This is a genomic window from Chitinophaga sp. Cy-1792 (genome assembly GCF_011752935.1).
Lineage (GTDB): Bacteria > Bacteroidota > Bacteroidia > Chitinophagales > Chitinophagaceae > Chitinophaga.
Genome location: NZ_VWWO01000002.1, coordinates 531690 through 556159 on the forward strand (window position 1 = coordinate 531690; position 24470 = coordinate 556159).

Below are 24470 nucleotides of genomic sequence, written 5' to 3' on the forward strand. Positions count from 1 at the left end.
ATTGCCGCTTCAGTTATATTAGTGTGTTACAATAACAGTAAAATGCGACATTTGCCAAGATAACTGTCATACATCTACATATGGTCGCTACTAATGATACATTCATCAATAACCGGTGGAAACGAATAGTAATAGTCGTATCCTCGTTTTTTCTCATGTATCTGATCGCCTATGTTCTTGATCCGTACTCAGATTATCTTCCCAAATTCTTCCAGCAACCATTAAAAGATATACTCCTCAATATCTTTACCACGCTTGTGTTTTGTGTTGGTATCAGTGAATTGAGTATCGTTATCAGTAACAGCTTAAATAAGCGGATACCGTGGGTAGAAAATCCTGGTAAAAGATTTCTGGCAGAAGCAAGCCTGATACTCCTGGTAGTATTTATCCTGCACTTCCTGATAACTACGTTTTATATCTATGTGGTAGATGGCGCTGACGGTGCCAACGAATGGGCCACCATGTCTATTGAAGAGGCCAGGGGGCTGATGCAGTGGATGGTCACCAGTGTGATCATTGCCTTCGTAATTGTAGCCGTCAATACGGTCAATTATCTTATTGTCAACTGGCGTAATGAAACTCTGAGAGCCGCTCAGCTAAAACAGATCGCTACGGAAGCAGAGCTCCAATCACTTAAACTGCAGCTGGACCCACATTTTGTTTTTAATAACCTGAGTGTACTCTCCGAATTGATTCTAGAAAATCAGCAGCTTGGCTATGAATATTCTGAGAACTTCGCCAAAATATATCGTTACCTCCTGGTGAATTCTAAAAAGAATATTATCACCCTGGCAGAAGAAATGAAGTTTCTGAAAGCATATGTATTTCTGCTGGAACAGCGCCTCGGACAAGGCGTATCCTTCGATATCAATATCGACAGCAATTGCTATAATCTGCAGCTACCACCACTTACATTACAGCTGCTGGTAGAAAATGCATTAAAACATAATAAAACAACTAAAAGCGATCCTTTAAAGATTATTATAAAGAATAACGAATTAAAGGAACTAATCGTGGAAAATACCATTAATCCACTGGAAAGCACCGCTCCTGGCTCCGGGATAGGACTCAATAATATCAACCGCCGGTACACATTACTGGATGCTCCACTACCCGAAATTTACCAGGATGACAGCGTTTTTCGTGTAACGGTACCATTATTAAATTAGCAGAGATGAATATTGTAATTATTGAAGATGAAAGACCAAATGCAGAAAGGCTGAAACGCCTCATCGCTGAACTGCGCCCAAACGCTGTCATCAAAGCGGTGCTGGAAAGTGTAGCCGAAACCCTGCAATGGCTGCAACAACATCCGCAACCGGATCTGATCCTGATGGATATCAAGCTGGGAGACGGTGTCAGCTTCGAGATCTTCGAAAAAACAAATATCTCCGCACCGGTCATCTTCACAACAGCATATGATGAATACGCCATCCAGGCGTTTAAACAAAATAGTATTGACTACCTGCTCAAGCCGGTAGAAAAAGAGGAACTCAGCGCTGCCCTCGAAAAATTCGACCGCATATTACCCGCTGCCAGCACGCTTTCACTGGAGAAATTATTACAGGATATTAAACCGAAAAACTACCGTAGCCGATTTCTGATTCCCTACAGAGACGGGTTTAAGACCATCCTCGCAGATAGTACCCTGTATTTCTGTTCCGAACAGAAAGTGACCAAAGCCCGGCTCCTCAATGGTGATGAGGAAACAGTGCCGCTGACACTGGATGAACTGGAATTACAGCTGGACCCCAAGACTTTCTTTCGCGCCAACAGGCAATATATTATCAATATTGAAGCGGTGGATATAATACATAATTATTTCAATAATAAACTGAAAGTGCAGTTAAAGAGATTTCAGGATGTAGAGATCATTGTGAGCAGAGATAAAGCCCCGCTGCTGAAAGCCTGGTTAGGGTATTAATTCCTGTTACTCCATATACATCATTGATAATAGCTGGCGCACCGCCAGCTATTGTTGTTTAGTATACATCGGAGTCCTCACACTTTTCAGTTGCCCCATTTTACCATTCAGTCGCCATTATTTACGTTTCGGCTGCCTGACCCATTATACGGGACAGATAATAACTTCCTTTGCCCTGAATTTGAAACTGAAAAAGCAAGAATTATGTACAGGAAATATCTTCCTTCGCTGCTGGTGGTAATGGGTGCAATAGGGGTGTCCTCCTGTGGACACAGCAATGCGGCGTCCACAGCCGAAATGCCTGCAATGAAAACCTCCTTTATCCTTTTGAAACAAGGGAATGCTGATACACATAAAAATTACCCGGGCTTAATGGAGGGCGTCGTTAATGTAACGGTAAAGCCACAGGTAACCGGGTACCTGGAATCGGTATTGGTAAAGGAAGGAGATTATGTGCAGAAAGGCCAGGTTCTCTTTAAAATAAAACCGGAAGTATATACAGAACAGGTAAACAGCAGCAATGCTACCCTCAAAGCGGCACTCGCTGCAGAAGCCAATGCCCGCCTGGAAGTAGAAAAACTGAAACCGCTGGTGGCCGGAAAGGTAATCACGGAAATTCAGCTGCAAACGGCACAGGCAAATCTAAATGCTGCCAGCGCCCAGGTAGAACAGGCAAAAGCTGCATTAGGGTCTTCAAAAATTAATGCTGACTTCACCCTGGTGAAAGCACCGGTGAATGGTTATATAGGTCGCATCCCCAACAGGCTCGGTAACCTCGTGTCGCCAGGTGATCAGGTGGCTTTAACAACATTGTCGGATATCAGTACAGTGTTTGTCTATTTCTCTATCAGCGAAGCTGATTTTATCTCCTACAAAAAATCAGGTGTAATCGGCGATGGTAAAACGAATAACATCTCCCTGATACTGGCAGACGGATCTGCATATGATCATGCGGGTACACTTGAAACAGCCAGTGGTAATATCGATCAGACTACCGGCAGTATCTCCATGAAGGGGATATTTCCCAACCCGGATAAACTGCTGCGTGCCGGTGGTGCTGCAAAAGTAGTCATCAACAGTACCCTGAACAATGTAATCCAACTGCCGATTGCCAGCGTAAAGGATATCCAGGATAAACTTTTTGTTTTCCGCCTCGCCGCTAACAACAGGGTGTCTATGATCCCCATTACCATACAGGGTAGCACCCCACATACCTATTTCGTGAAGGATGGCCTGCAACCCGGCGATAAAGTAGCCATCAACCGCCTGGATATGCTGCAGGACAGCATGCAGGTAATGCCGGAAATTAATACCGGTGATTCGGTTCATCTCAGTAAATAATTTTTTAAGAAGATTTTATGTTAAGAAAGATAATAGACAGACCTGTGCTTGCCACTGTTATCTCCGTCATCATCGTGATTCTGGGACTACTGGGGTTGAGCAGACTGGCGGTTACCAGGTTCCCGGATATTGCGCCGCCAACGGTGATGGTATCTGGTTCCTATCCCGGTGGTAACAGTGAAGCAGTGATCCGATCTGTCGTAACACCGCTGGAAGAACAGATCAATGGGGTGGAAGACATGGAATATATGAAGTCTACCGCCAGCAATGACGGCTCATTTTCTATCTCTATAATATTTAAACAAGGTGTAAATCCTGATCAGGCGGCCGTAAACGTGCAGAACAGGGTACAGCAGGCAACCGCTGTATTGCCGGAAGAAGTGATCCGTATGGGACTCACTACTTCCAAACAACAGAATAGTATGATCATGCTGTTTAACCTGTATACAGACGATAACAGCCGCTATGATGAAACCTTCCTGCAGAACTATGCCAATATCAACCTGATACCACAGGTTAAAAGAATCAAGGGCGTTGGCCAGGCACAGATTTTTGGTATCAAAGACTATTCGATGAGGATATGGCTGGACCCCCAGAAAATGGCGGCGCATGGCCTTGTTCCGACAGATGTATCCAACGCCATCCGCGACCAGAGCCTGGAAGCTGCTCCAGGTAAACTGGGAGAGGAGTCTGACGCGGCACTGGAATATGTCATCCGCTACCGCGGTAAGAAAAATCTGCCGGAAGACTATGAGAACATCGTCATAAAAACAAACGGAAATAATATCATACGCCTGAAAGATGTTGCCCGCGTAGAGTTTGGTTCGATTTCCTATAGCGGAGATAACCTTTCCAATGGTAATCATGCGGTGTCTATCGCCATTATGCAGACAACAGGCTCCAATGCGAATGAAATTGAAATAGGTATCAATAAAGAGATTGCCCGGTTAGCTAAATCATTTCCTCCGGGAATTAAATATTCTAAAGTAATTAGTTCCAAAGACAGGCTGGATGAAGCTACTTCTCAGGTGAAACATACGCTGGTAGAAGCTTTTATACTGGTGTTTATTGTGGTGTTCCTGTTCCTGCAGGATCTTCGCTCTACCATCATTCCGGCAATAGCCGTGCCGGTAGCCATTGTAGGTACTTTCTTCGTGTTGCTGCTGTTAGGGTTTACCATCAACGTGCTCACCCTTTTCGCACTGGTATTGGCCATTGGTATCGTGGTAGATGATGCGATTGTAGTGGTAGAGGCAGTGCATAGTAAAATGGAAGGTACGCACCTTACAGGGAAAGAGGCCACCCGGCGGGCGATGAGTGAAATTACAGGAGCGGTAATATCTATCACGTTGGTGATGTCTGCCGTGTTTATCCCGATTGGTTTTATGTCGGGATCGGCTGGCCTGTTCTATAAACAGTTCGCCTATACACTGGCTGCCGCTATCATCATCTCCGCAGTAAACGCGCTGACACTGACACCGGCCCTCTGTGCACTGTTCCTGAAAAATACCCATTCCAATACTACCAATAAAAAAGACAGCAGTTTCGGTAAAAGGTTCAGTACTGCCTTTAATGCTGGCTTTGAAAATATGACCGGCAAATATGTAAAAGGCGTCAGGTTTCTGGCAAAAAGAAAGTGGTTGTCTGCCGCACTGATCACCATTATGATAGCGATTGCTGGTACGCTGATGGCCACTACTTCCAAAAGTTTTGTACCCATGGAAGATGATGGCGTGATCATTTATTCCCTGACAATGCCGCCAGGAACCGGTCTGACGAAAACGACCGAAGTGGCTGGTAAGATCAATACGTTGATAAAGAAACATGCTGCGGTACAGGAAAATACTTCCATCACAGGCTTTAACCTGTTGTCCAACAGTGCCGGATCTTCCTATGGTATGGGCTTTATCAAACTGAAACCACGTAAGGAACGTGGTGCAATAAAAGATATTGATAAGATACTGGCCGCCATCAGCGCTGATCTGGGAACGATCAGGGAAGGTACGGTCATGGCTTTCCGTATGCCGCCTGTTGATGGTTACGGTATGACCAACGATGCCGAAATAGTGCTCCAGGACCGTATGGGTCGCAGCCCTAAAGTACTGAAAGCAAAAGCAGATGAAGTGATCGGACAACTCATGCAAACGCCAGGTGTAGCCTTTGCGTATACCATGTTCCGGGCCGACTTTCCACAGCTGGAGCTGGAAGTAGATGAAGATAAGGCTAAACAACTCGGTGTAGGCGTGTCCGATATATTAAACACCATGCAATATTATTTTGCCGGTGACCAGTCACAGAATTTTTCCAGGTTTGGTAAGTTTTATAGGGTGAAGATTCAGGCAGATGGCGTGTTTAGAATGGATGAACAGGCATTAAGCAATATCTATGTAAAAAATAGTACCGGAGAAATGGTGCCGGTAACTACACTGGTGAAATTTAATAAAGTGTATGGACCGGAGTCGGTGAGCCGCTACAATCTCTATAACTCCCTGAACATAAACGTAACGCCTGCTCCAGGTGTTAGCAATGGTCAGCTGATGGATATCATCGAGCCTGTATTAAAGCAGCTGCCGTCGGACTATAGCTATGAATGGACAGGGCTTAGCCTGGAGGAAAAAGCCTCCGGCGGGCAAACGATCGCGATCTTCAGCTTATGCTTGTTGTTCGTATACCTGCTGCTGGCAGCACAATATGAAAGTTACCTGTTGCCGCTGGCCGTGATATTGTCAATACCTGCGGGTGTGATTGGTGCTTTTGGAGGTGTGCTGGCAATAGGCCTGGATAATAATATCTACGTTCAGGTAGGCCTGATCATGCTGATCGGATTACTGGCAAAAAATGCTATCCTGATTGTAGAGTTTGCGGTACAACGCAGGCGCGCAGGACTGAGTATACTGGAAGCCGCAGTAGCTGGCGCCAGATCAAGGTTGCGGCCTATTATCATGACATCGCTGGCATTCATCGTTGGTATGATACCGTTAATGCTTTCTTCCGGTGGCATGGCATCAGGAAATAAATCTATCAGTGTAAGTGCTGCCATCGGTATGCTCAGTGGTGTTGTCATTGGTGTGTTTCTGATCCCTGTACTGTATATGTTCTTCCAGTATTTGCAGGACAAAGTATCAGGTGTTAAAAGAATTGCTCACCATTAATTGTTATTAGAAATGATTGGCTTGAATATAAAATATATCATCGCCGGCCTGGGAATAACCGCTGTCATGGCTTCCTGTGCCGTCACAAAACCATACTCCCGGCAGCCACTGGACATGCCGGCACAGTATAACACCAGTGTCGCGCTTACCAGCGATACGGTACAGCTGCCATGGCGCGCATTTTTTAAGGATCCGGTGCTGATTTCGCTGATAGAGCAGGCATTGGAGAAAAACACGGATATCAACGTGGCCATCAAGAGTATGGAGCAGCTGGACCTGGCCAGAAAGATGGCTAAACAGGCGCTGTTACCCACTGTCAATGCTACGGCTGGCGCCAACCGTACCTGGCAGTCTTCCAACAGCTTAAACGGCTCTCTGACAGAGCAGTTTGCAGGCACCAAATACATTGATGACTTCAGTGCAACGCTGGCCGTTTCCTGGGAAGTGGATATCTGGCAGAAAGCTAAGCTGCAACGGGAACAGGCACGTGCAGAATACCTGGGGCAGAAAGAAAACCTGGTAGCCCTGAAAACACGTATCATAGCGCAGGTAGCCCAGGCTTACTATAACCTGATTAGTCTGGATGGCCAGCTACGCATAGCAAAAGAAAATGTTGGCCTGAACGAAAGCACCTTACAGATGATGCGGCTGCAATATAATTCCGGGCAGATAAATTCACTGGCAATAGAACAGGCGGAGGCACAGAAAAAAACAGCTGAATTACTGATACCACAAGCCTTACAGAACATCGCTGTACAGGAAAATGCCCTGCGTATTTTATGTGGCACCTATCCTGGAAGTATTGCCAGGGCTGCAGCTTTGCAGGAAGTACAGCCGGGGATCACCTTTGCTGGCGGTGTGCCGGCACAGTTGTTAAGTCGCCGCCCCGACCTGAAAGCGGCCGAATATGCAGTGATAGCACAGAACGCTAAAACAGGGCTGGCTAAAACGGCTATGTATCCCACATTCAGCCTGACAGCGCAGGGCGGACTGAACTCTTTTAAGGTAAACTCCTGGTTTGATTTGCCGGGTTCCATTACTAAAAACCTGGCTGCAAATATTGCCCAGCCGGTATTCCAGAAGCGTGCCCTCAAAACGGCGTATCAAACTGCCCTGTTGGAACAGGATAAAATGGCGCTGCAATTTAAGCAGGCAGTACTGGTGGCGGTAGGAGAGGTCTCTGATGCGCTGGCCAGTTACCAGGGCGCCACCGAACGCCTGGCGCTGGTGAAGCAGAAAACGGCCTCCCTGGATAAGGCTACCCATGATGCAACATTGCTCTATCAGAGTGGTATGGCTACGTACCTGGAAGTGATCACCGCACAGAATTCCAAATTGCAGAATGATCTCGAACAGATAAGCATCGAATTACAACAACTTAATAGCACGGTCGATATCTATAGAGCGTTAGGAGGAGGGACAGAAGAACAGTAGTCCAAATTTTGCAGTTTTAGTTAGAATGATGTCTACTTAGTAGACATGTTCAAGTTGGGCCGTCTCTATTCATAGAGGCGGCCTTTTGTTGTTTGTGATCCCGATCACACCGCCCGAAAAAATGCAGCCCTACTTTTGCTGTAAATGGATAATTATGAAACAGCATATGATATTACTGCATGGCCTTTTCGGACAGCTGAGCAACTGGAGCAGTGTGGTGGCGTATTTCAGCCCTGACTACGACGTACATGTGCCGGCACTCCCCATATACGAAACGGCTGCCGGCGATCAGCTCAGTCGCCTCACTACTTTCCTGGAGGAATATATCGCAGCTAATAACCTGAAAGACGTTATCCTGGTAGGTAACTCCCTGGGCGGACATGTAGCCATCCTCTACGCCGCAAAACATGCACATCATGTAAAAACACTGGTGCTGACAGGCAGTTCCGGACTATACGAAAATACCAGTATGGGCGGCTTCCCTAAAAGAAGCACCCTGGAATATATCCGCGAACGTGTGGCCTATACTTTCCATGATCCTGCCATGGCCTCTGATGAAATGGTGGAGGAAGTACTGACCATCACAAGAGACACCCGCAAATGCCTGACGGTATTGCGTGCCGCCAAGTCGGCACAGCGGCACTATGTGGCTGATCTTCTGCCAGCTATCACTTCACCGGTGCTACTGATATGGGGCGCAAATGATCATATCACGCCTGTTCATGTGGCACATGAGTTCAAAGAATGGCTCCCTTCCGCTCAGCTGGTGGTTTTCGACGACTGTGGCCACGTACCTATGATGGAAAAACCATATGAGTTTAACCAGGTGCTGGCAGCATATCTTAACAATGCATAATCCGGATAAAATAATATTTTTGATCTATGAACCTCCCATCTTATTTCGAAAGACTGATCAGAAAATACCCGCAGGTATCAATGGAAGAGTGGCAACTACTCGACCAGCTGGCCACTGTCCGTTATATCAGGAAAGGAGAACAGTTCCTGCGTGTAGGAAAGATTGCCAGATATGGCGCATTTGTGTTGTCCGGACAATTCAAATACAGCTTTGCCGCTGAAGACGGCAGCGAAAAAATCATGAACTTCGGCTTCATGGATGACTTCCTGACCAACTGCGTGAGCTATGTCAATAATAAACCCTCGTACCTGGAAATCACTGCGCTGGAAGATGCAGTGATTCTCCGCTTTCATATCAAAAAGCTACAACCCTTATACGACCTGCATTCCAGCATTTTTCACGTAAATATGCAATTATACCAGGATATCATGGAACAACAGGCAGAACATCAATATATTTTATCGCTGAAAAGCCCGTTGGAGCGTTACCGTTTCCTGTTGCGCCACCGCCCGGCCATTATTCAGAAAATATCCCTCACCAATATTGCACGCTACCTGTATACGAGCAGAGAAGCGTTGAGTCGCGCCAGGGTGATGGTAGCCGGAAAATTCGGTGGCCGGAATAGTTTCGGGTCATCGCTATAGTTATCTACTGGTGATTATTGGCAATTTGGCATACTACCAACAGGGGAATTTTGATCTGATTAAATATCCTACCTTGATCAAAATTCAATATAATTGAAAAAGGTTTTTGTATTTATCCTGACCCTGATTGCACTGGTAGCCACTATATCGCTGTATGCTAATTTTTTACATCCCCGGATCTTTTTTAAGAAGGCAGCCCTTTCCCGCGTTAATGAAGCATTTCTGAAGAAAGGAGCACCAATCACCTTTCAGAGTGGAAATACGATGCTGAAAGGAACAGTTTTTACCAATGCTCCCGCTGGAAGAAAAGTGCCGTTAATCGTGTTCTGTGTTGGGTCTGCGGGCTCGTCGTACAGAAGTAATTATGCCACTATGCTGGATACCATGTTTCTGCAAAACCTGCCTATGGACAGCATTGCATTACTATGTTTTGATAAGCGTGGCATTGGTGAATCGGATGGAAACTGGTATGATGCCGATTTTGAACAGCGCGCAGCTGATGCTAAAGCAGCCGCTGATTTTGGCGCAGGTTTACCATTTGTAGACAGCTCCCGTATTATCATTGCAGGGCATAGCCAGGGAGGATGGATCTCACAGGTGGCGCTGGCAAAATATCCTGCACGGTTTGCCGCAGGTATTTCCATGGCAGGGCCGGTATTTAGTGTCCGTAAGCAACTTGTAAATGACTACTACATCAAATATTTGTGCGAAGAAAGTCTGACATCGGAGGAGGCACTGACTAAAGCAGAAAAACAGGTAGACCTGGATGTTATGCTGGCTAGCTTTTTCCCTTTTCAACAAAACTGGAAACAACTACAGGTAATCAAAAATTTTGATCCTGCTGATTATCTACGGAATATACACGCTCCTATATTGTTTCTTTGGGGTACGGAAGATGCGCTGGTACGCCCGGAATGGTGCAGGGAATCTATGCAGCATTATTTCCCGCAGGGAATGCCGGTTAACTTTGATACATTGACTATAACTGGTGCCAATCATAGTTTTAAACTGGCAGATCGTTGCTTCCACGGAAGTTATTCACAGGTGCCTTATGCTGATGATTGTAAAGAAGCTATGTTAAAATGGTTACGTCAGTATTTTTAAGTTAGAAGATAATAATAAGCAGATAAAGATATCTTACAGGTAATTATATACGTATGAAATATTTATCCCTTTTACTGATTATTTGTTCCCTGATTTTCCTGATTTCCTGTGGTGGCGGCAATGTTGTGCAAAAACCACCGCCAGCTGATACTGCTGTTTCCACCAATACGGTAGCTATGACCGTGATGGCTGATACAGTCTTATATCCTGCATGCAACAATCTCTGGGATAGTATCAATAACGGTATTCCACTGGATACTTCGCAGTTGATACAAATGGGGCTGGACAATTACACCATTCGTCAGGGGCATTCAGCAGGGAATAGATATTATAGTTTAAACGATAGTCTGCGCGTTATTATCCTGATTTATAACGATGAACTGGTATGTTCAAAACGAATACTCGTGACATATAATACAAAAGCGAATAAAGGGATTGAGCAGTTGGAAGTGTTTTCAGACTGTGACCAGGACGATAGTACCGCCTACGGCAGACTGGAATACAAGTTTGAGAATGATTCCCTGCTTACGGTCTCGGATTACACCTATGCACCTGGTGATGGAGATCAGGAACATCCTGAGATTACAGAACAACGATATAAGATTCAATCGGATGGGCATCTGCTAAAAATAAAATAGCTCTGGAAGAAGATGAAGAACGCGCTATAAAAAATATAAATCCCGGGATGTCAGTCCCGGGATTTTTTTATCTATATAATAACTATATCTCTATATCAAATTCTACAAAAGATAATACTACTGAAGGATCACTATCGTGTGTAATCGTATGTACGAATTTGAATACCGTAGCGGATGCGCTATACACACTGATGGCCACATTAAACGGTGTATTTGTTTGCATGGCCCGGTTGGGATGAATGGTAAGTGTATCCAGGATGGGTTTTGCAGTGGTGCTGCCTATTATGTCATTTATCCATTTCTCTGCTTCATGTAATAATACATTCATCAGCAGGAGTCCGGGTACCAGTGGGTAACCGTCGAAGTGGCCTGCACACTGGGCTTCCGTTACGGGCGACAGTACCGCCGTATATGCGTAAGGGTTATCGAAGCTGGTTCTTGTTACTGTTGGTAATGGAGGTTTAATATCCGCCGCGAAAGTAACTTCACTTTTCAGCTGCGCAAATTTCCTTTTAAACTCCCCGCTATTCCACATAAAATAGTCAAACATCATCAGATAAATCAATTCTCCGGATTCGGAGAGTACACGCACCAGGCTTTTACGCTTACGTTTTTTGATAACAAGACTGTCGACCACCGCCTTGTATTGCGTATGTTCGGTGAATGTACCGAAGCGTACGGCCCTGAACTTATCGCCCAGCATATATTGGTCGGCGCCGGTCGGATACAGTCTGTTGGCATTCCATGCCTCCGCTGAAATACAATACCGTACCAGTTCTATGAAATCGTACAGCAGGAAATCGGATGCCCTGCCCAGTTCTACTTCCAGTAATTTTCCTTTGGTTACCAGCGGAGCATCAGGCAGCTTAAAGAATGGGGGATTCATACCTGTTTGTATCACAGGTGACTGTACTGCTGCTGGCTCTTTGCCAATAATAAAGGTGTAATCACATGCACTGTCATCGTCTACGTCGATATGGAGTGGGGTAGTCGTATAGCCCGGCGCTACTGCGGCACAGACACCGTTAAAGAAAGGCAGTACCACCGGCCATTCCAGGATATTGATAATGTCCAGCTGCCTGGCAATGCGATGGTAGCGGTCATGGCCGGTTAGTTTAAACATTACTGCATCAGCTGCATAAGTTTCTACACTAAAGCTAAATTCTGGGCTGGCAGTGAGTATGGTGGCAATAATCACCTCTATTGCGCCACGGGCGTCATGTTGCAGTGAAAGGTGGTTTTCAGTGACCCTGTGACCTTTATTGTAGCCCAATTGATAAAGCAGCGTTTGAGATAAGGCATCTGCTACATGATTGCCACTGATTCTATCAGCCTGTTGTAATAGTATGCCATAAAAGGCAGCGGTAATATCTGACAGGCTCAATGCCAGTGCTGCTACATTTTCAGGGGCATACTGCTGCTGAATGCCGGCTGCATCCATATCAGGATGGTATTTGTCATTTTTTCTGAGCGTAAATAGCTCCTGCAAAACCTGGGGTGTCGCACAAATTTCGGGTTTCATGGTTACAAACTATTTAACAGTTACACAATATTTCTCGCGCTGTCTGTTGGGGCTGCGTTATTTATAAGTTGGTAATTTTTTATACTGTAAGGATTTCAAACAAAAGTACACATGAAGGGTGTAGCTACCACTTCAGTCGGTATATAGTATTTGTTGTTATGTGTTTAATGTCCTTTGTTTATAAGGGTTTTAGGTAGATGGTCATCATTTGTTGTTTTTAAATTAATATACTTTTCATATGCTGAAGTTATACTTCATGGAGACGCTTCTATTTTTGAGAAGACGGAATTATGTCTTGTAAATATTATTTAATCTCAACGTTATTGTAGCAGATAACCCTGGAAATCTCTCATCATTAAACCATAATTATGTTATTAGAAAACAAAGTTGCCCTTGTTACAGGCGCCAGCCTGGGAATAGGAAGAGCTGTAGCTATTGATTATGCAGCCAACGGCGCAAAGGTTGTGCTTACAGGCCGCACGGAAGCCACGCTGAAAGCAGTAACGGAAGAAATTAAAGCCGCCGGCGGCGATGCTATCTATGTGGTGGCTGATGTCAGTATTCCGGAAGATTGTGAAAGAATGGTGGAAGAAACAGTGGCCCGTTACGGACAACTGGATATCGCCTGCAATAACGCAGGAATCCTCAAACAGCCGAAGGATACAGATCTTTTCTCTATTGACGACTGGAAGGAAACGATTGATATCAATCTTAATGGTATGTTCTATTCCATGAAGTATGAAATCCCGGTAATGCTGGCCAATGGTGGTGGTGCCATTGTGAATATGTCGTCTGTTGGCGGACGTATAGGCTTACCCGGTATAGCGGCGTATATTGCTACAAAGCACGCCAATGTTGGCCTTACGCTCACTTCCGCACTGGAGTATGCGACGCGTAATATCCGTATCAACGCCGTAGGGCCGGCATTTATCGATACGCCGCTGGTAAGTAATAATTTCGGCGGCATGGAGGAAATGCTGAATGCAGCGCAGCCTATAGGCAGGATGGGTACAGCGGAGGAAGTGGCTTACCTCGTCACTTTCCTGAGCAGCCATAAAGCATCCTTTGCTACCGGAGGCTATTATCCGATTGATGGCGGATTCATGGCTCGATAGCAAAAGGATGACTTTTGTTTTAGCGCCGGATAGCGACGTTAAGTTGGCGAAGATATTAGCTGTGACTGCAAGTATATGTGAGTATATAGCGCCCGTGGTGGCTCATTCAGAAAAATATACTTACCTTCCGCTTTCAGTGAATAGTTTTTGTATGACCCAATTGCAGCGATATCCGTTTTCACAATTCCGGGGGCAGCTGGCAGCCGATACCGCCCGTATAGATAAAGATAAAGCCACTCATGAACAGGTGAGAGGCTGGCTCAGTCAGGAAGAAGCCACTGTATTAGATCAGCAGTTCAAAATAACTTTCGAAAAACTGGAGGCTTTTTTTTCCGGTAGACATACGGGAGATATTAATAATATTCACCGGGAGCTGAAAAACCTTACAGACAAAGGCGCTTCGGCCGTCTTACTGGGTACGGATGAACTGGGGACCTATAACCTGGCCATGCTGATAAAGGAAATCGGTCATATGCCCGCAGCCATATTACCAGTGGTAAAAGATATTATTCGTATATCCATTACCGCTGGTGCAGATATATCCGGACAGAAGGCCTATGTAGGCAATGGTGGCTCAGTGGCATTGGAATGGCTGATTATTTACCTGGGCGGAGGCATCGGTACCCCCGGACTATACCTGACTTCCAGGGAGCAATACCAATGTTGTTACGACATCTTCCCCTGGTTTATCAACAGGGAAACAACAGATCAGTATAGTTTTGAAGTTTTTGAAATGTTCCTGCGCGACCTGCGCCCATCGCCGGAAGTACAGGATATGCAGGAGATGACCATACTCCGGATGATGGACCTGGGCTATCTCCCTTTCGATACACGGGAGTATTATGTTTCTGCTGCCTATTTCAGAAGGATTGCCTTGCTGAATATGCATTGGCTTACACTGATTTTTCCCTATGAGGATCCGCAGATCTTACCTTATCTTGAAAATCTCCGCAGCAATATCAACGAACACGTGATTGAATGTCTTTTAAATGCCTTTACCAGCAATCAAAAGCGCAGAAAGCATTTCAGGGCTTATTTCCTGCAACGGCCACACTGGCTGTTACAACAGATCATACATACCTCACCCGCCATTATTTTTGATCTGGTAAGAAGAAATGAGCAGGATATGCTGATGCCATTTTTAAAGTATTATAAGAAAGAACTGGCTGCATTAAGGGATGCCAATAACTTCAGCTTGTTGCAGTGGGCGCAGCAGGTGAGGGGAGTGGTACCCGCAACCATAGCGCTATTGCTACAGGCCAATTTATAAGGAGCTCCCGGCCAATTGTCATAGAATTTTCATAACTTTGCGCCTTCTTAATAAAATACTTTTAATTATGGCGATTGGAAAAAGCCTTCATGATCGCAGTGGTGGAACCTGCGAACTCTGTGGTTCCTTACCTGCAACTGTAGAATACACGGTGAGTCCGAAATCTGATAGTGTAGAGAACCAGGTAGCGCTGTGTGATACCTGCTTTCAGGCAATTGAGAAGAATGAAACCGGCGATTACTGGCGTTTCCTCGAAGGAGCCATCTGGAACCCGGAACCTGCAGTACAGGCTTTAAGCTACAGACTGTTGTACGCTGCCAAAGCGAGCGACTGGGCTGCTGATATCCTTGGTTCAGTAGAACCGGAAGAACATATTGTACAATGGGCCCTGAGCGCTTTTGAAGTAGCTGAAGTACACAGAGATTCCTTTGGTAATGCATTAAGTAATGGCGACAACGTAGTGCTTACACAGGCACTGGACGTGAAAGGCACCAGCTTCAGCGCACCTAAAGGCACCGTTGTTAAACGTATCCGCCTCGTACCTGATAATATTGAACATATTGAAGGTAAGATCAATGATCAGACTATTGTTATCCTCACCAAATACGTGAAGAAAGGATAATTTAATTCTTTATACCTGGTTTAAGGGGTTCTGTTCCAGCCGCAGGCTGGAGCAGAACCCCTTAAACTTTTTGGGAACGCCGGAGGCGTTCCCAAAAAGTTTAAGGCGACAAAACGTGATCGCATCGTAATTAATGATCTGCCTAATAACTTATATTTGTACATAACAACCCATGCATGTACGAAACCTTCTTTCAGAAATTCGAAGAAAAAGTGCCCTTATCTCCAACAGATAAAGCTCTGCTGAAGCAGCACCTGACGCACAGGAAAATCCGTAAGCGCCAGTTCTTTCTGCAGGAAGGAGAAGTATGCAGACAGGTAGCCATCGTGGAAAAGGGCGCTATGCGCGCTTTCCTCATCGATAACGAAGGTCATGAGCATATCGCAGCCTTTGCCCTGGAAGGTTGGACCATCGCTGATCTCAACAGCTTTCTGCGGCAGTCTCCCGGAACCCTCACCATCGAAACACTGGAAGACACAGACCTGACACTCATCAGCTACGATGCTTACAATGCACTGCTGGAGACCATGCCGGCCTTTGAACGGTTTATTCGTATAACCATTACCGATGCCTATGTGGCCTTGCAGAAAAGAACGACAGATATGATCAGTTTGTCGGCCGAAGAACGCTACAAAGCCCTGGTAGCTGCCTACCCTAATATCCTGCAACGTGTACCGCAACATATGATCGCTTCCTTTATGGGTGTTACCCCCGAAACCATCAGCCGCATCCGCAAACGACTCCACACATCCTGATTTATTATATATTAACCTGGTTTAAGCTGTTTTCTTGATCTGAATCATTGGAAACGGCTATCTGCACATGCTATCTTTGTAACATTATATTTCTGGTAAAATATAATGATAGCAACACCGCGCGCAGCGCGGAACCAACCCAGCCGATACCTTCGGTATCGGTTGCAAAATCATATGATATTGATTTAAACTTTAGATTTTCAGGCTTTTTAATATTTCCGCATGGAAAGAAAGCAATTTATTAAAACAGCAATAACAGGAGTAATAGGAATGACTACTTTTTCGGCTTTCAGACAGTTTACAGATTCCCTCCCCAGGGAACAGCAACTGATGCCCGTATTATTTATCGGACACGGATCGCCCATGAATGGTATTGAGGATACGGAATTTAGCAGACGATGGGCACAGATGGGAAAAGACCTGCCGGTACCCAAAGCGGTACTGGTAGTATCAGCACACTGGTATACCCCGGGTACCCGGATTACCGCCATGGACTTCCCCCAGACAATACACGATTTCGGGGGCTTTCCGAAGGAATTATTTGATGTGCAGTATCCAGCGCCGGGATCGCCAATATTGGCCAGAGAAACGGCTGATTTGGTCCATTCCGCGCAAATTGAACTGGACCACGACTGGGGCCTGGACCATGGCGCCTGGACGGTCATCCGTCATATGTACCCGCAGGCTGATATTCCCGTGCTTCAACTCAGCATCGACTATACGAAAGGGCCCAAATACCATTATGAGCTGGCCAAAGAGCTCTATGAGCTGCGTCGCAGAGGCGTACTCATCATCGGTAGCGGCAACATGGTGCATAACCTGCGCATGGTAGCATGGAGTCGCCTCAATGACGACAACTACGGCTACGACTGGGCACTGGACATCAACGATAAATTTAAACGACTGATTCAGAATGGCGACCACAACGCCCTGATGAATTTCCAGAACCTGGGAAAAGAAGCGCTGCTGGCAATTCCTACACCAGAGCATTACCTGCCGCTGATCTATACCTTAGGACTCAATAACGGTAAGGAAGATATTTCCTTCTTCAATGATAAAGCCGTTGGTGGCTCACTGACGATGACGTCGGTGAAGTTTGGTTAACGATTTTCGGGTTTAAGGGCCCGGCCCTCGCCATAGGCGAGGGCCGGGCCCTTTTCTTATTTGGAGATGCCGCAGGCATCTCCAAATAAGAAAACAAAAAAAGCTGCCTCAAACCTGAGACAGCCTTTTCTATTTACAGCGCAACATTAAATTTATTTTATTCTAAAACAGGTCAGTATCTTTTTATAAATCTCTGTATTCTCATACACACCCCTGAACAATTGTGAATTAGGCCCATAGGCAAACACCATTACCGGTATGCCGGTATGGTCATTCGTTGCAAAATGTCCGCGCAGCCAGCCTTCCCCGATGTTGCCATCCATCAATGCCAGTCCGCTGGTTTCATGGTCCGCAGTAATCACAATGGTGGTCTCTTTGTTCTGGTCGGCGAAACGAATGGCTTCTCCGATGGCATCATCAAAATCAAGCATCTCCCTTACCAGGTAATCAAGATTGTTGAAATGGCCTCCATGGTCTATTCTGGAGCCTTCCACCATCAGGAAGAAACCTTTGTCGTTACTCAGCTGCTTCAAAGTTTTTTGCAGCATCGTTTTCAGGTAATCGCCACGGCCCTGCTCCATGGAGGTCACCACGCTATCACTCAGGATAACCAGTGTACGGCCCTGCGTTACGCTATTCCATTCTTTTGCATCGTTGATAACGGTGACGCCTGCACGCTTTAATTCCGCTAATTGATTCGCATTATATACTTTGTTGAATTCTTCCAGTCCGCCGCCAACAGCAAGGTCCATCTTACCATCTACCAGCTGCCGGAACAGCGTGGTGGTGCTGTCTCTGTCTGCGGTATGTCCGTAGAAAGCGGCAGGCGTGGCGCCGGTGATCTCCTCGGTAACCAGCACGCCGCTACGAATGCCCAGCGGGCGCAGCTTCTCAGGCAATACCGGAATGGAAACGTAGGTATTGTCCATGCCCAGCTCTCTGTTATTGGTTTTATTACCGGATGAAAGAGCGGTGCCCCCGGCGGCAGAATCGGTATGGTAGTTATCAACAGATTGTGTTTTGGAAAGCCCGAGTTGCTTCAGGCGGAATATATTCAGGTCTCCTTTATTGGCGGTATAGCCGGCAAACATTTGCGCAAGGCCGGTACCATCGCCAATGAAGAGGATCACATTTTTCGATTTAACGTTGGTGGCATCGCTGGCGTAGGTAGGTGTGTATACCGTATGTACGGGCAGGTTGCCGGCATAGTTGGCGGAAGTATGTTGCATGACATCATAGATCTCTGCCGGATGATCGGTGCCGATGACATCTACGCCCAGGTCCATCAGCTTGTACCAGGTACTCCTGGTATCGGGAGCACCCCAGAAACGGAAGGCAAAACCCTGCGCATGTGCGTGGTCTATCACGGCTTTTACAGCCTGTAAATCGGCCGGGGTAAGGGTGCCCTTGCCATTCCATTTAGAATAGTTTTCGAAGTCCACACTCACCATGGCAATACGTCTGGCTGCTTCCGGCGTATAGGTGCTGTCGGGGCGGCCATCAAAATAAAACAGGGAGTCATAGTCCTGCCAGGTATGCATATCCGGCAGGTTACCGGATAAAACGATTCTTACGGCATGTGGGTTGATGCGGGTGTCGAAATACTGGCGGTAAGGCAGCAGTAGCTGTTGTAATGCCCTGAGTGTAGGCCCGGCGGCCGTTTTCAGGTCTATCAGCAGTTGCATGGACTCGTTGCCGGGATAGGGCTTGTTGTTGTTCAGACTAAACTGTCTGATTACCGGTTTGATGTATAATTCTTCTAAGGTGCGGTTAGGCTGGATATCATTAGCGTTGTGGGCAACATATAAGGTGCCATCTTTCAGATGGATGTCTGCTTCGATAGAACCGAGGCGCAGCGCGGCTGCATCATAGAACGGAATGCCGCGTTCGTAGTCGTTGTGTGAGTGGACCTGCGCCATGGTGTAAACTTTCGTTTGTGCGTAAACGGTAGAGGCGAGCAGGCAGAAAGGAAGAAGGAATAATCTTTTCACTGTAATCATGTTAAATAATAACCCCTTACCCGGCGCTGACTAGCGCGCACAGGTAAGGGGTCAAAGGATTAAGAAAATGAGCGGTTGTTACCAGCCGGCGTTCTGTTGAATTTTGCCGCCGCTGGCATCGATTTCGCGCTGTGGTACCGGCCATACGCCGTTCACTACAGGGTCGAAAGTACGGGCAGGCCATATTACCTGTACCGGATCATAACCGTGCAAAGGTTTGGCATAGGCAGCTTTGGCATCTCCCCATCTTACGAGGTCGCGGTGACGGTCGGCCCATTCGCCTGCCAGTTCCATTCTTCTCTCATGTTTCAGGTTCACCATGGTAGCTCCTGTGATAGGTGTCAGGCCGGCACGTTTGCGGATCATATTGATTTCATTGTCTGCATTTTTACCCTGCATCAGTCTTGCTTCTGCTTTGATCAGCAACACTTCCGCATAGCGCAGCAATGGCGGATTTAACGCGGTCGTTGGGTGGTCGCCGTTAGGACTCAGGTAAGTACCTACCGGATTGGCATAACCAAATGGCTCCATGTATTTGCGGAACTGGTAACCACTCTTACTGTTGGTAGAACTGTAGGTCATGGTAGCACCGAAGTACTGGAATTTGTCACCAGGAGTCAAAATGGTGGCTGCTTTACGCAGGTCCCCTGTTTCATATTCATCTACCAGCTCCCTGGTTGGCATATAATAACCCCAGCCATTGTATTTACCCCAGCCGGTCAGTTCCAGCATTACACCTGGCAGAATGCTTCCCCATCCTGCAGTGCCGGCAGCAGTGCTGTAGGCAGACCAGATATATTCTGATGTCCAGTTGTTGGCGATGGTAAACACATCCCCGAAATTAGGCAGCAGGGAATGCTTTCCGCTCAGGATCACTGAATCGGCATAAGCTTCTGCGTTAGCATAATCTTTTTTATAGAGATATGTTTTAGCGAGATATGCCAGTGCAGCAGTGCGGTGCGCATGGCCATAGTCCGCCGGTTTATAGGTATCGAAATCCGGTAGCAGTGAGGCGGCCTGTTTCAGGTCAGTGATGATGGAATCATAGTTCACGTTCACATTGGCTGCTCTTGGTACTACTTCACCCGGAGTAGGGTGGTACTTGCTTACAATAGGTACGCCTGCACGGTCGTCGCCATAGTTGTAGGCCAGCTGGAAATACATCAGCCCGCTCAGGAAGTAGGCTTCACCAAGATAACGTTTTTTCAGATTGTCGTCCATCTTAATGCCAGGAACCTTGTTCAGTACATCGTTGGCACGTTTGATAACGATATAGCGCAACGACCACTGACCTTCGGTATAACTGCCACCAATAAACGAAGGATTGAAGTTTTTGATGTTTTCGGCTTCCGGTTTACCACGGCCAACTACCATGTCGTCGCTGGCATCGATGAACCAGAAACAGCCGCGGCCATAAAAGTTTTCATCATCAAACTGATCGTACATGGCGTTTACGCCACTGGTAGCATCGTTAGCTGTTTGCCAGAAGTTACCCAGCGACGGAGAACCTTCAGGCGTCACGTCCAGCTTTTTGTTACAGGCGGTGAAACTCAGTCCTGCGAGTATGGAGAAAGCGTATATAGTCTTTTTCATAAAAAATGTCCGGTTAGTATTAGAAATTCAGGTTCAGACCAGCAATGAAACCTCTTGCCTGCGGATAACGCCCCAGGTCGATACCATAAGTATCTGTACCTACTTCAGGGTCCATACCGCTGTATTTGGTGAAGGTGAGCAGGTTGTTACCGGTTACGAATACACGCAGTTTGGTGATATGTGCACGTTGCGTAAGTCTGTCAGGAAGGGTATAACCCAGGGTGATGTTTTTGATACGCATGTAGGAGCCATCTTCCAGGTACCAGTCGGAAGTAGTACCGAAGTTACCATTAGGATCACTGATAGAAACTCTTGGAATGTTGGTATTGGTGTTGGTAGGCGTCCAGGCGTTTTTGATATCCGCCAGCAGGTTGTAACCCTGGCCGGTCACCATTGGTGCGAGGCCGGTATATTTCAGCGCATTGAAGATCTTGTTGCCATGAACTCCCTGTACAAAGATGTTTACATCAAAACCTTTATAGCTGCCGTTGAATGAGAAGCCATAGGTAAATTTAGGGAATGGTGTGCCCATAAACTGGCGGTCGCTGTTGTTGATCTTACCGTCGTTGTTGGCATCGATGAACTTCAGGTCGCCTGGTTTTGCATTTGGCTGGATCTTGGTAACAGCACCGGTTTTAGGATCGGTGTAGGTATAATCATCGATCTCTTTCTGTGTCTGGAAGATGCCTGCTGTTTTTACCAGGTAGTAAGAATACAGCGGATGGCCTTCCTGGATACGGATAGGTGTGATAGAACTGCGGATGTTGATGTCTGAAGTAGATAATACCTGGTCACCCAGGCCCAGGCTAAGCAGTTTGTTGTTTACAGTAGCCAGGTTGGCACTTACACTGTACTGGAATTCGCTGCCTTGTTTGCTGTTGAAGGTGATACCCAGTTCAACACCATTGTCTCTCACGTCACCTACGTTCATCCAGGTGCCGTTTGCCACACCGTCGGTACTTAATGGTGGCTTCTGACGCAGCATTTTGATGGTATTTTTTACATAGTAGTCAGCAACGAGATAGATTCTGTTGTCCAGTAATCCGAGGTCCAGACCAATATTGGTTTGCTTGGATTCAGCCCAGGTAAGGTTCGGGTTGGCCAGCGCAGTTTCCGCATAACCGTTGTTAACGATAGAGGAACCGAAGTAGGTGGTGGTTTTACCCAGTAACGGACTCACAGCACCAGAAGGCAGGGAGCCGAGGTTACCCAATAAACCATTGCTGGCCCTGAGTTTCAGGTAAGAAAGTGTTTTGCCGGACACCAGTGATTTCATGAATGCTTCATTACTCAGTACCCATCCTGCAGATACAGAATAGTAGTTCTGATAACGGTTCTGTGGTGCTACCAGGCTAGAACCATCTCTTCTGCCTACTAATGATAACAGGTACTTGGCTTTGTAGTCATAGTTCAGACGTGCGAAGAATGACTCGATGGCCTGTTTGTCCTTACCGCCGATAAATCCATTAGGATCAACAGCAGCACCGTTTTGCGGGTAGCGGAAAGCTGACCGCTCATCATTGAAATTATTTACGAGCAGACTGAAATAATCGCGCTGGATCTGCTGGAAGCTGTAACCACCAATAGCATTGAAGTGGTGGTCGTTGAGCTGCTTGTCGTAGGTCAGCGTTTGTTCTGCCAGTACGTCGTTGATATTGCTGTTAGAGAGATACAGGTTGTTGAAGTCGAAGATCTTTCCGATTTCCAGTATGCGGGAATTAAATGTTTTTTCGTTATCAAACACCTTGTTGATGGCCAGATTTGATCTGAACGTCAGGTTAGCAGGCAGTTTTACTTCAACATAAGGATTGATAAGCAGGAAGCTCTTCGGCTTTTTGCTATCCAGGCGTTGGAGGTAAGCCACCGGGTTGATCACATCACCGTATGCACCGGCAAACTTAACAGGCAAACCGCTGAAAGAACCGTCAGGCTGGTAAGGAGAAACACTTGGCGTATAATACAGTGCCGTGAGGATAGCACCGGTATAGGCACTGGTAGTGTTGGCGCCATTACCGTTAGAGTAGGCATAGGAAAGGTTTTCACCGATCTTCAGCCATGGAGTGACCTGGTGGTCGCTGTTGAGGCGGAAGTTATACCTTTCATTGAAGGTATTCAGGAGGATACCATCCTGCTTGCGGTAGCCGAAGCCCATGAAGTATTTCGACTTATCATTACCGCCGTTGATATCTACATTATATTCCTGCAGTTTGGCAGCGCGGGTGATGGCATCCATCCAGTTGGTACGGGTTACGTTACCATCCGGGTTCTGCGCCGGATCATAGGCTGGGTTGCGGGCAACGCCGGCGTTATCATATGCCTGGTTCATTACGTTGTTGAACTCGGCAGCGTTCAGCACCTTCAGTGTTTTATAAGTGTTCTGTACGCCGATTTTTGCGTCAGCGTTTACACTCATTCTGCCTGACTTTCCTTTTTTGGTAGTGATCAGGATAACACCGCCGGAAGCTCTTGCCCCGTAAATGGCAGCAGCAGCGTCTTTCAGTACCGAAATAGATTCGATATCAGCCGGATTGATGAGGCCATTATAGATAGATCCGTCAACGATGTAAAGTGGATTTTCTCCGTTGATACCGCCTGTACCGCGGATATATACTTTAGGTGCGGAGGTAGGATCGCCACCCTGGTTTTGAACTACAACACCAGGCGCCTTGCCCTGCATGGCTTCTTCCACGCTGTTGACAGAGCGGGAGTTGAGTTTGTCCAGTTTAACGTCGGTGATGGCGCCGGAGATTTTAGTACGGCTTTGTGAACCGTAACCTACTACCAGTACCTGTCCCAGTTCGCGGCTGGCAGATATCAATGTAACCTGCAGGGGCGCATCGTTGTAGGCGATGTCCTGTGCTTTGTATCCCACCATGCTGATGGTTAATACCACAGGGCCTTCTGTAGCGGCGTTGATGGTAAAGCGGCCATTGGCGTCGGTGATGGCGCCTTTATTAGTGCCTTTGATCAGTACTACGGCACCTGGCAGCGGGCCACTGGCGTCGGTTACAGTACCTGTAATTTTTTTGTCCTGTTGTTGTACAGATACAGTGTTTTGTGTAGCAGGGTAGATCACAATGGTGTTCTGGCGTTCTTCGAATTGCAGGCCGGTGCTGTTGAGCAGTTCTGCAAGAATTTTAGCCAGTTTCTCATTTTTCCAGGTATGTGTAGTCACCTGGACGTTGGCGAGTGCGCGTTGGTCATAGGAAATTCTTACACCTGCCTGTTGTTCCAGGGAAACGATGGCAGTGGTAAGCGGACCTTTTTTAACTTCCACTCCAGGCACTACATGTTCCAGTGCCTGGCTGAATGCGGAGAAGCTTTCAGTAAAAGGGACGGCGGCCAATAACAGCATAAGTATTGGCTTCATCCTTCGGGGATGTTTCAGGTGTTGAC

The 24470-nt window shown here is 46.6% G+C and carries 18 protein-coding genes; 14 read left to right on the forward strand and 4 right to left on the reverse strand.

Features of this window, described 5'->3' with window-relative positions; all coding sequences use genetic code 11:
* The first annotated feature begins 80 nt into the window (after nt 1-80).
* From F3J22_RS16460 to F3J22_RS16500, 9 genes are all read left to right on the forward strand, one after another.
* Nucleotides 81-1169 (forward strand): sensor histidine kinase, encoded by a 1089-nt coding sequence (locus F3J22_RS16460; RefSeq protein ID WP_167019045.1) that lies wholly within the window; start codon nt 81-83, stop codon nt 1167-1169.
* A gap of 5 nt (nt 1170-1174) precedes the next feature.
* Nucleotides 1175-1924 (forward strand): LytTR family DNA-binding domain-containing protein, encoded by a 750-nt coding sequence (locus F3J22_RS16465; protein ID WP_167019046.1) that lies wholly within the window; start codon nt 1175-1177, stop codon nt 1922-1924.
* 204 nt (nt 1925-2128) lie between these two features.
* Nucleotides 2129-3265, forward strand: a complete 1137-nt coding sequence (locus tag F3J22_RS16470) for an efflux RND transporter periplasmic adaptor subunit (RefSeq protein WP_167019047.1) — start codon at nt 2129-2131, stop codon at nt 3263-3265.
* Nucleotides 3266-3282: 17 nt separating this feature from the next.
* The gene (locus F3J22_RS16475) at nt 3283-6417 is read left to right on the forward strand and encodes an efflux RND transporter permease subunit (protein ID WP_167019048.1); all 3135 of its coding nucleotides are present in this window, start codon (nt 3283-3285) and stop codon (nt 6415-6417) included.
* 12 nt (nt 6418-6429) lie between these two features.
* Nucleotides 6430-7851, forward strand: coding sequence for an efflux transporter outer membrane subunit (locus tag F3J22_RS16480; RefSeq protein WP_167019049.1), 1422 nt, complete (start codon nt 6430-6432; stop codon nt 7849-7851).
* Between the two features lie 154 nt (nt 7852-8005).
* Nucleotides 8006-8707 carry an alpha/beta fold hydrolase gene (locus tag F3J22_RS16485; RefSeq protein WP_167019050.1) on the forward strand — a complete coding sequence of 234 codons (702 nt, stop codon included), beginning with the start codon at nt 8006-8008 and terminating at the stop codon, nt 8705-8707.
* Nucleotides 8708-8733: 26 nt separating this feature from the next.
* Entirely contained in the window at nt 8734-9351 is a 618-nt protein-coding gene (locus F3J22_RS16490) for a Crp/Fnr family transcriptional regulator (protein ID WP_167019051.1), read from the forward strand.
* Nucleotides 9352-9444: 93 nt separating this feature from the next.
* A complete protein-coding gene (locus tag F3J22_RS16495; RefSeq protein WP_167019052.1) occupies nt 9445-10455 on the forward strand; it encodes a S9 family peptidase in 1011 nt (336 codons plus the stop codon).
* 53 nt (nt 10456-10508) lie between these two features.
* Nucleotides 10509-11093, forward strand: coding sequence for a hypothetical protein (locus F3J22_RS16500; RefSeq protein ID WP_167019053.1), 585 nt, complete (start codon nt 10509-10511; stop codon nt 11091-11093).
* Between the two features lie 82 nt (nt 11094-11175).
* On the opposite strand, the gene F3J22_RS16505 is transcribed toward F3J22_RS16500, so the two are convergent.
* Nucleotides 11176-12615, reverse strand: a complete 1440-nt coding sequence (locus F3J22_RS16505) for a hypothetical protein (protein WP_167019054.1) — start codon at nt 12613-12615, stop codon at nt 11176-11178.
* Between the two features lie 368 nt (nt 12616-12983).
* Here F3J22_RS16505 and F3J22_RS16510 point away from each other — a divergent pair, with 368 nt between their 5' ends.
* From F3J22_RS16510 to ygiD, 5 genes are all read left to right on the forward strand, one after another.
* Entirely contained in the window at nt 12984-13730 is a 747-nt protein-coding gene (locus tag F3J22_RS16510) for an SDR family NAD(P)-dependent oxidoreductase (protein ID WP_167019055.1), read from the forward strand.
* A gap of 151 nt (nt 13731-13881) precedes the next feature.
* Entirely contained in the window at nt 13882-15000 is a 1119-nt protein-coding gene (locus F3J22_RS16515) for a hypothetical protein (RefSeq protein WP_167019056.1), read from the forward strand.
* Between the two features lie 67 nt (nt 15001-15067).
* Entirely contained in the window at nt 15068-15622 is a 555-nt protein-coding gene (locus tag F3J22_RS16520; RefSeq protein ID WP_167019057.1) for an alkylphosphonate utilization protein, read from the forward strand.
* A gap of 176 nt (nt 15623-15798) precedes the next feature.
* A complete protein-coding gene (locus F3J22_RS16525; protein WP_167019058.1) occupies nt 15799-16377 on the forward strand; it encodes a Crp/Fnr family transcriptional regulator in 579 nt (192 codons plus the stop codon).
* A 222-nt stretch (nt 16378-16599) separates the two neighbouring features.
* On the forward strand, nt 16600-17481 hold the full coding sequence (gene ygiD, locus F3J22_RS16530; RefSeq protein WP_240155113.1) for a 4,5-DOPA dioxygenase extradiol: 882 nt from the start codon (nt 16600-16602) through the stop codon (nt 17479-17481).
* Between the two features lie 152 nt (nt 17482-17633).
* Here the strand turns inward: ygiD and F3J22_RS30860 are convergent, their stop codons facing one another.
* The 3 genes from F3J22_RS30860 to F3J22_RS16545 all read right to left on the reverse strand — a co-directional run bounded on the left by F3J22_RS30860 (nt 17634) and on the right by F3J22_RS16545 (nt 24444).
* Nucleotides 17634-19472: an alkaline phosphatase gene (locus F3J22_RS30860; protein WP_167019059.1), complete on the reverse strand. Its 1839-nt coding sequence runs from the start codon at nt 19470-19472 to the stop codon at nt 17634-17636.
* Between the two features lie 87 nt (nt 19473-19559).
* The gene (locus F3J22_RS16540; protein ID WP_167019060.1) at nt 19560-21074 is read right to left on the reverse strand and encodes a RagB/SusD family nutrient uptake outer membrane protein; all 1515 of its coding nucleotides are present in this window, start codon (nt 21072-21074) and stop codon (nt 19560-19562) included.
* A gap of 19 nt (nt 21075-21093) precedes the next feature.
* Nucleotides 21094-24444, reverse strand: a complete 3351-nt coding sequence (locus F3J22_RS16545; RefSeq protein WP_167019061.1) for a TonB-dependent receptor — start codon at nt 24442-24444, stop codon at nt 21094-21096.
* Nucleotides 24445-24470 lie beyond the last annotated feature (26 nt).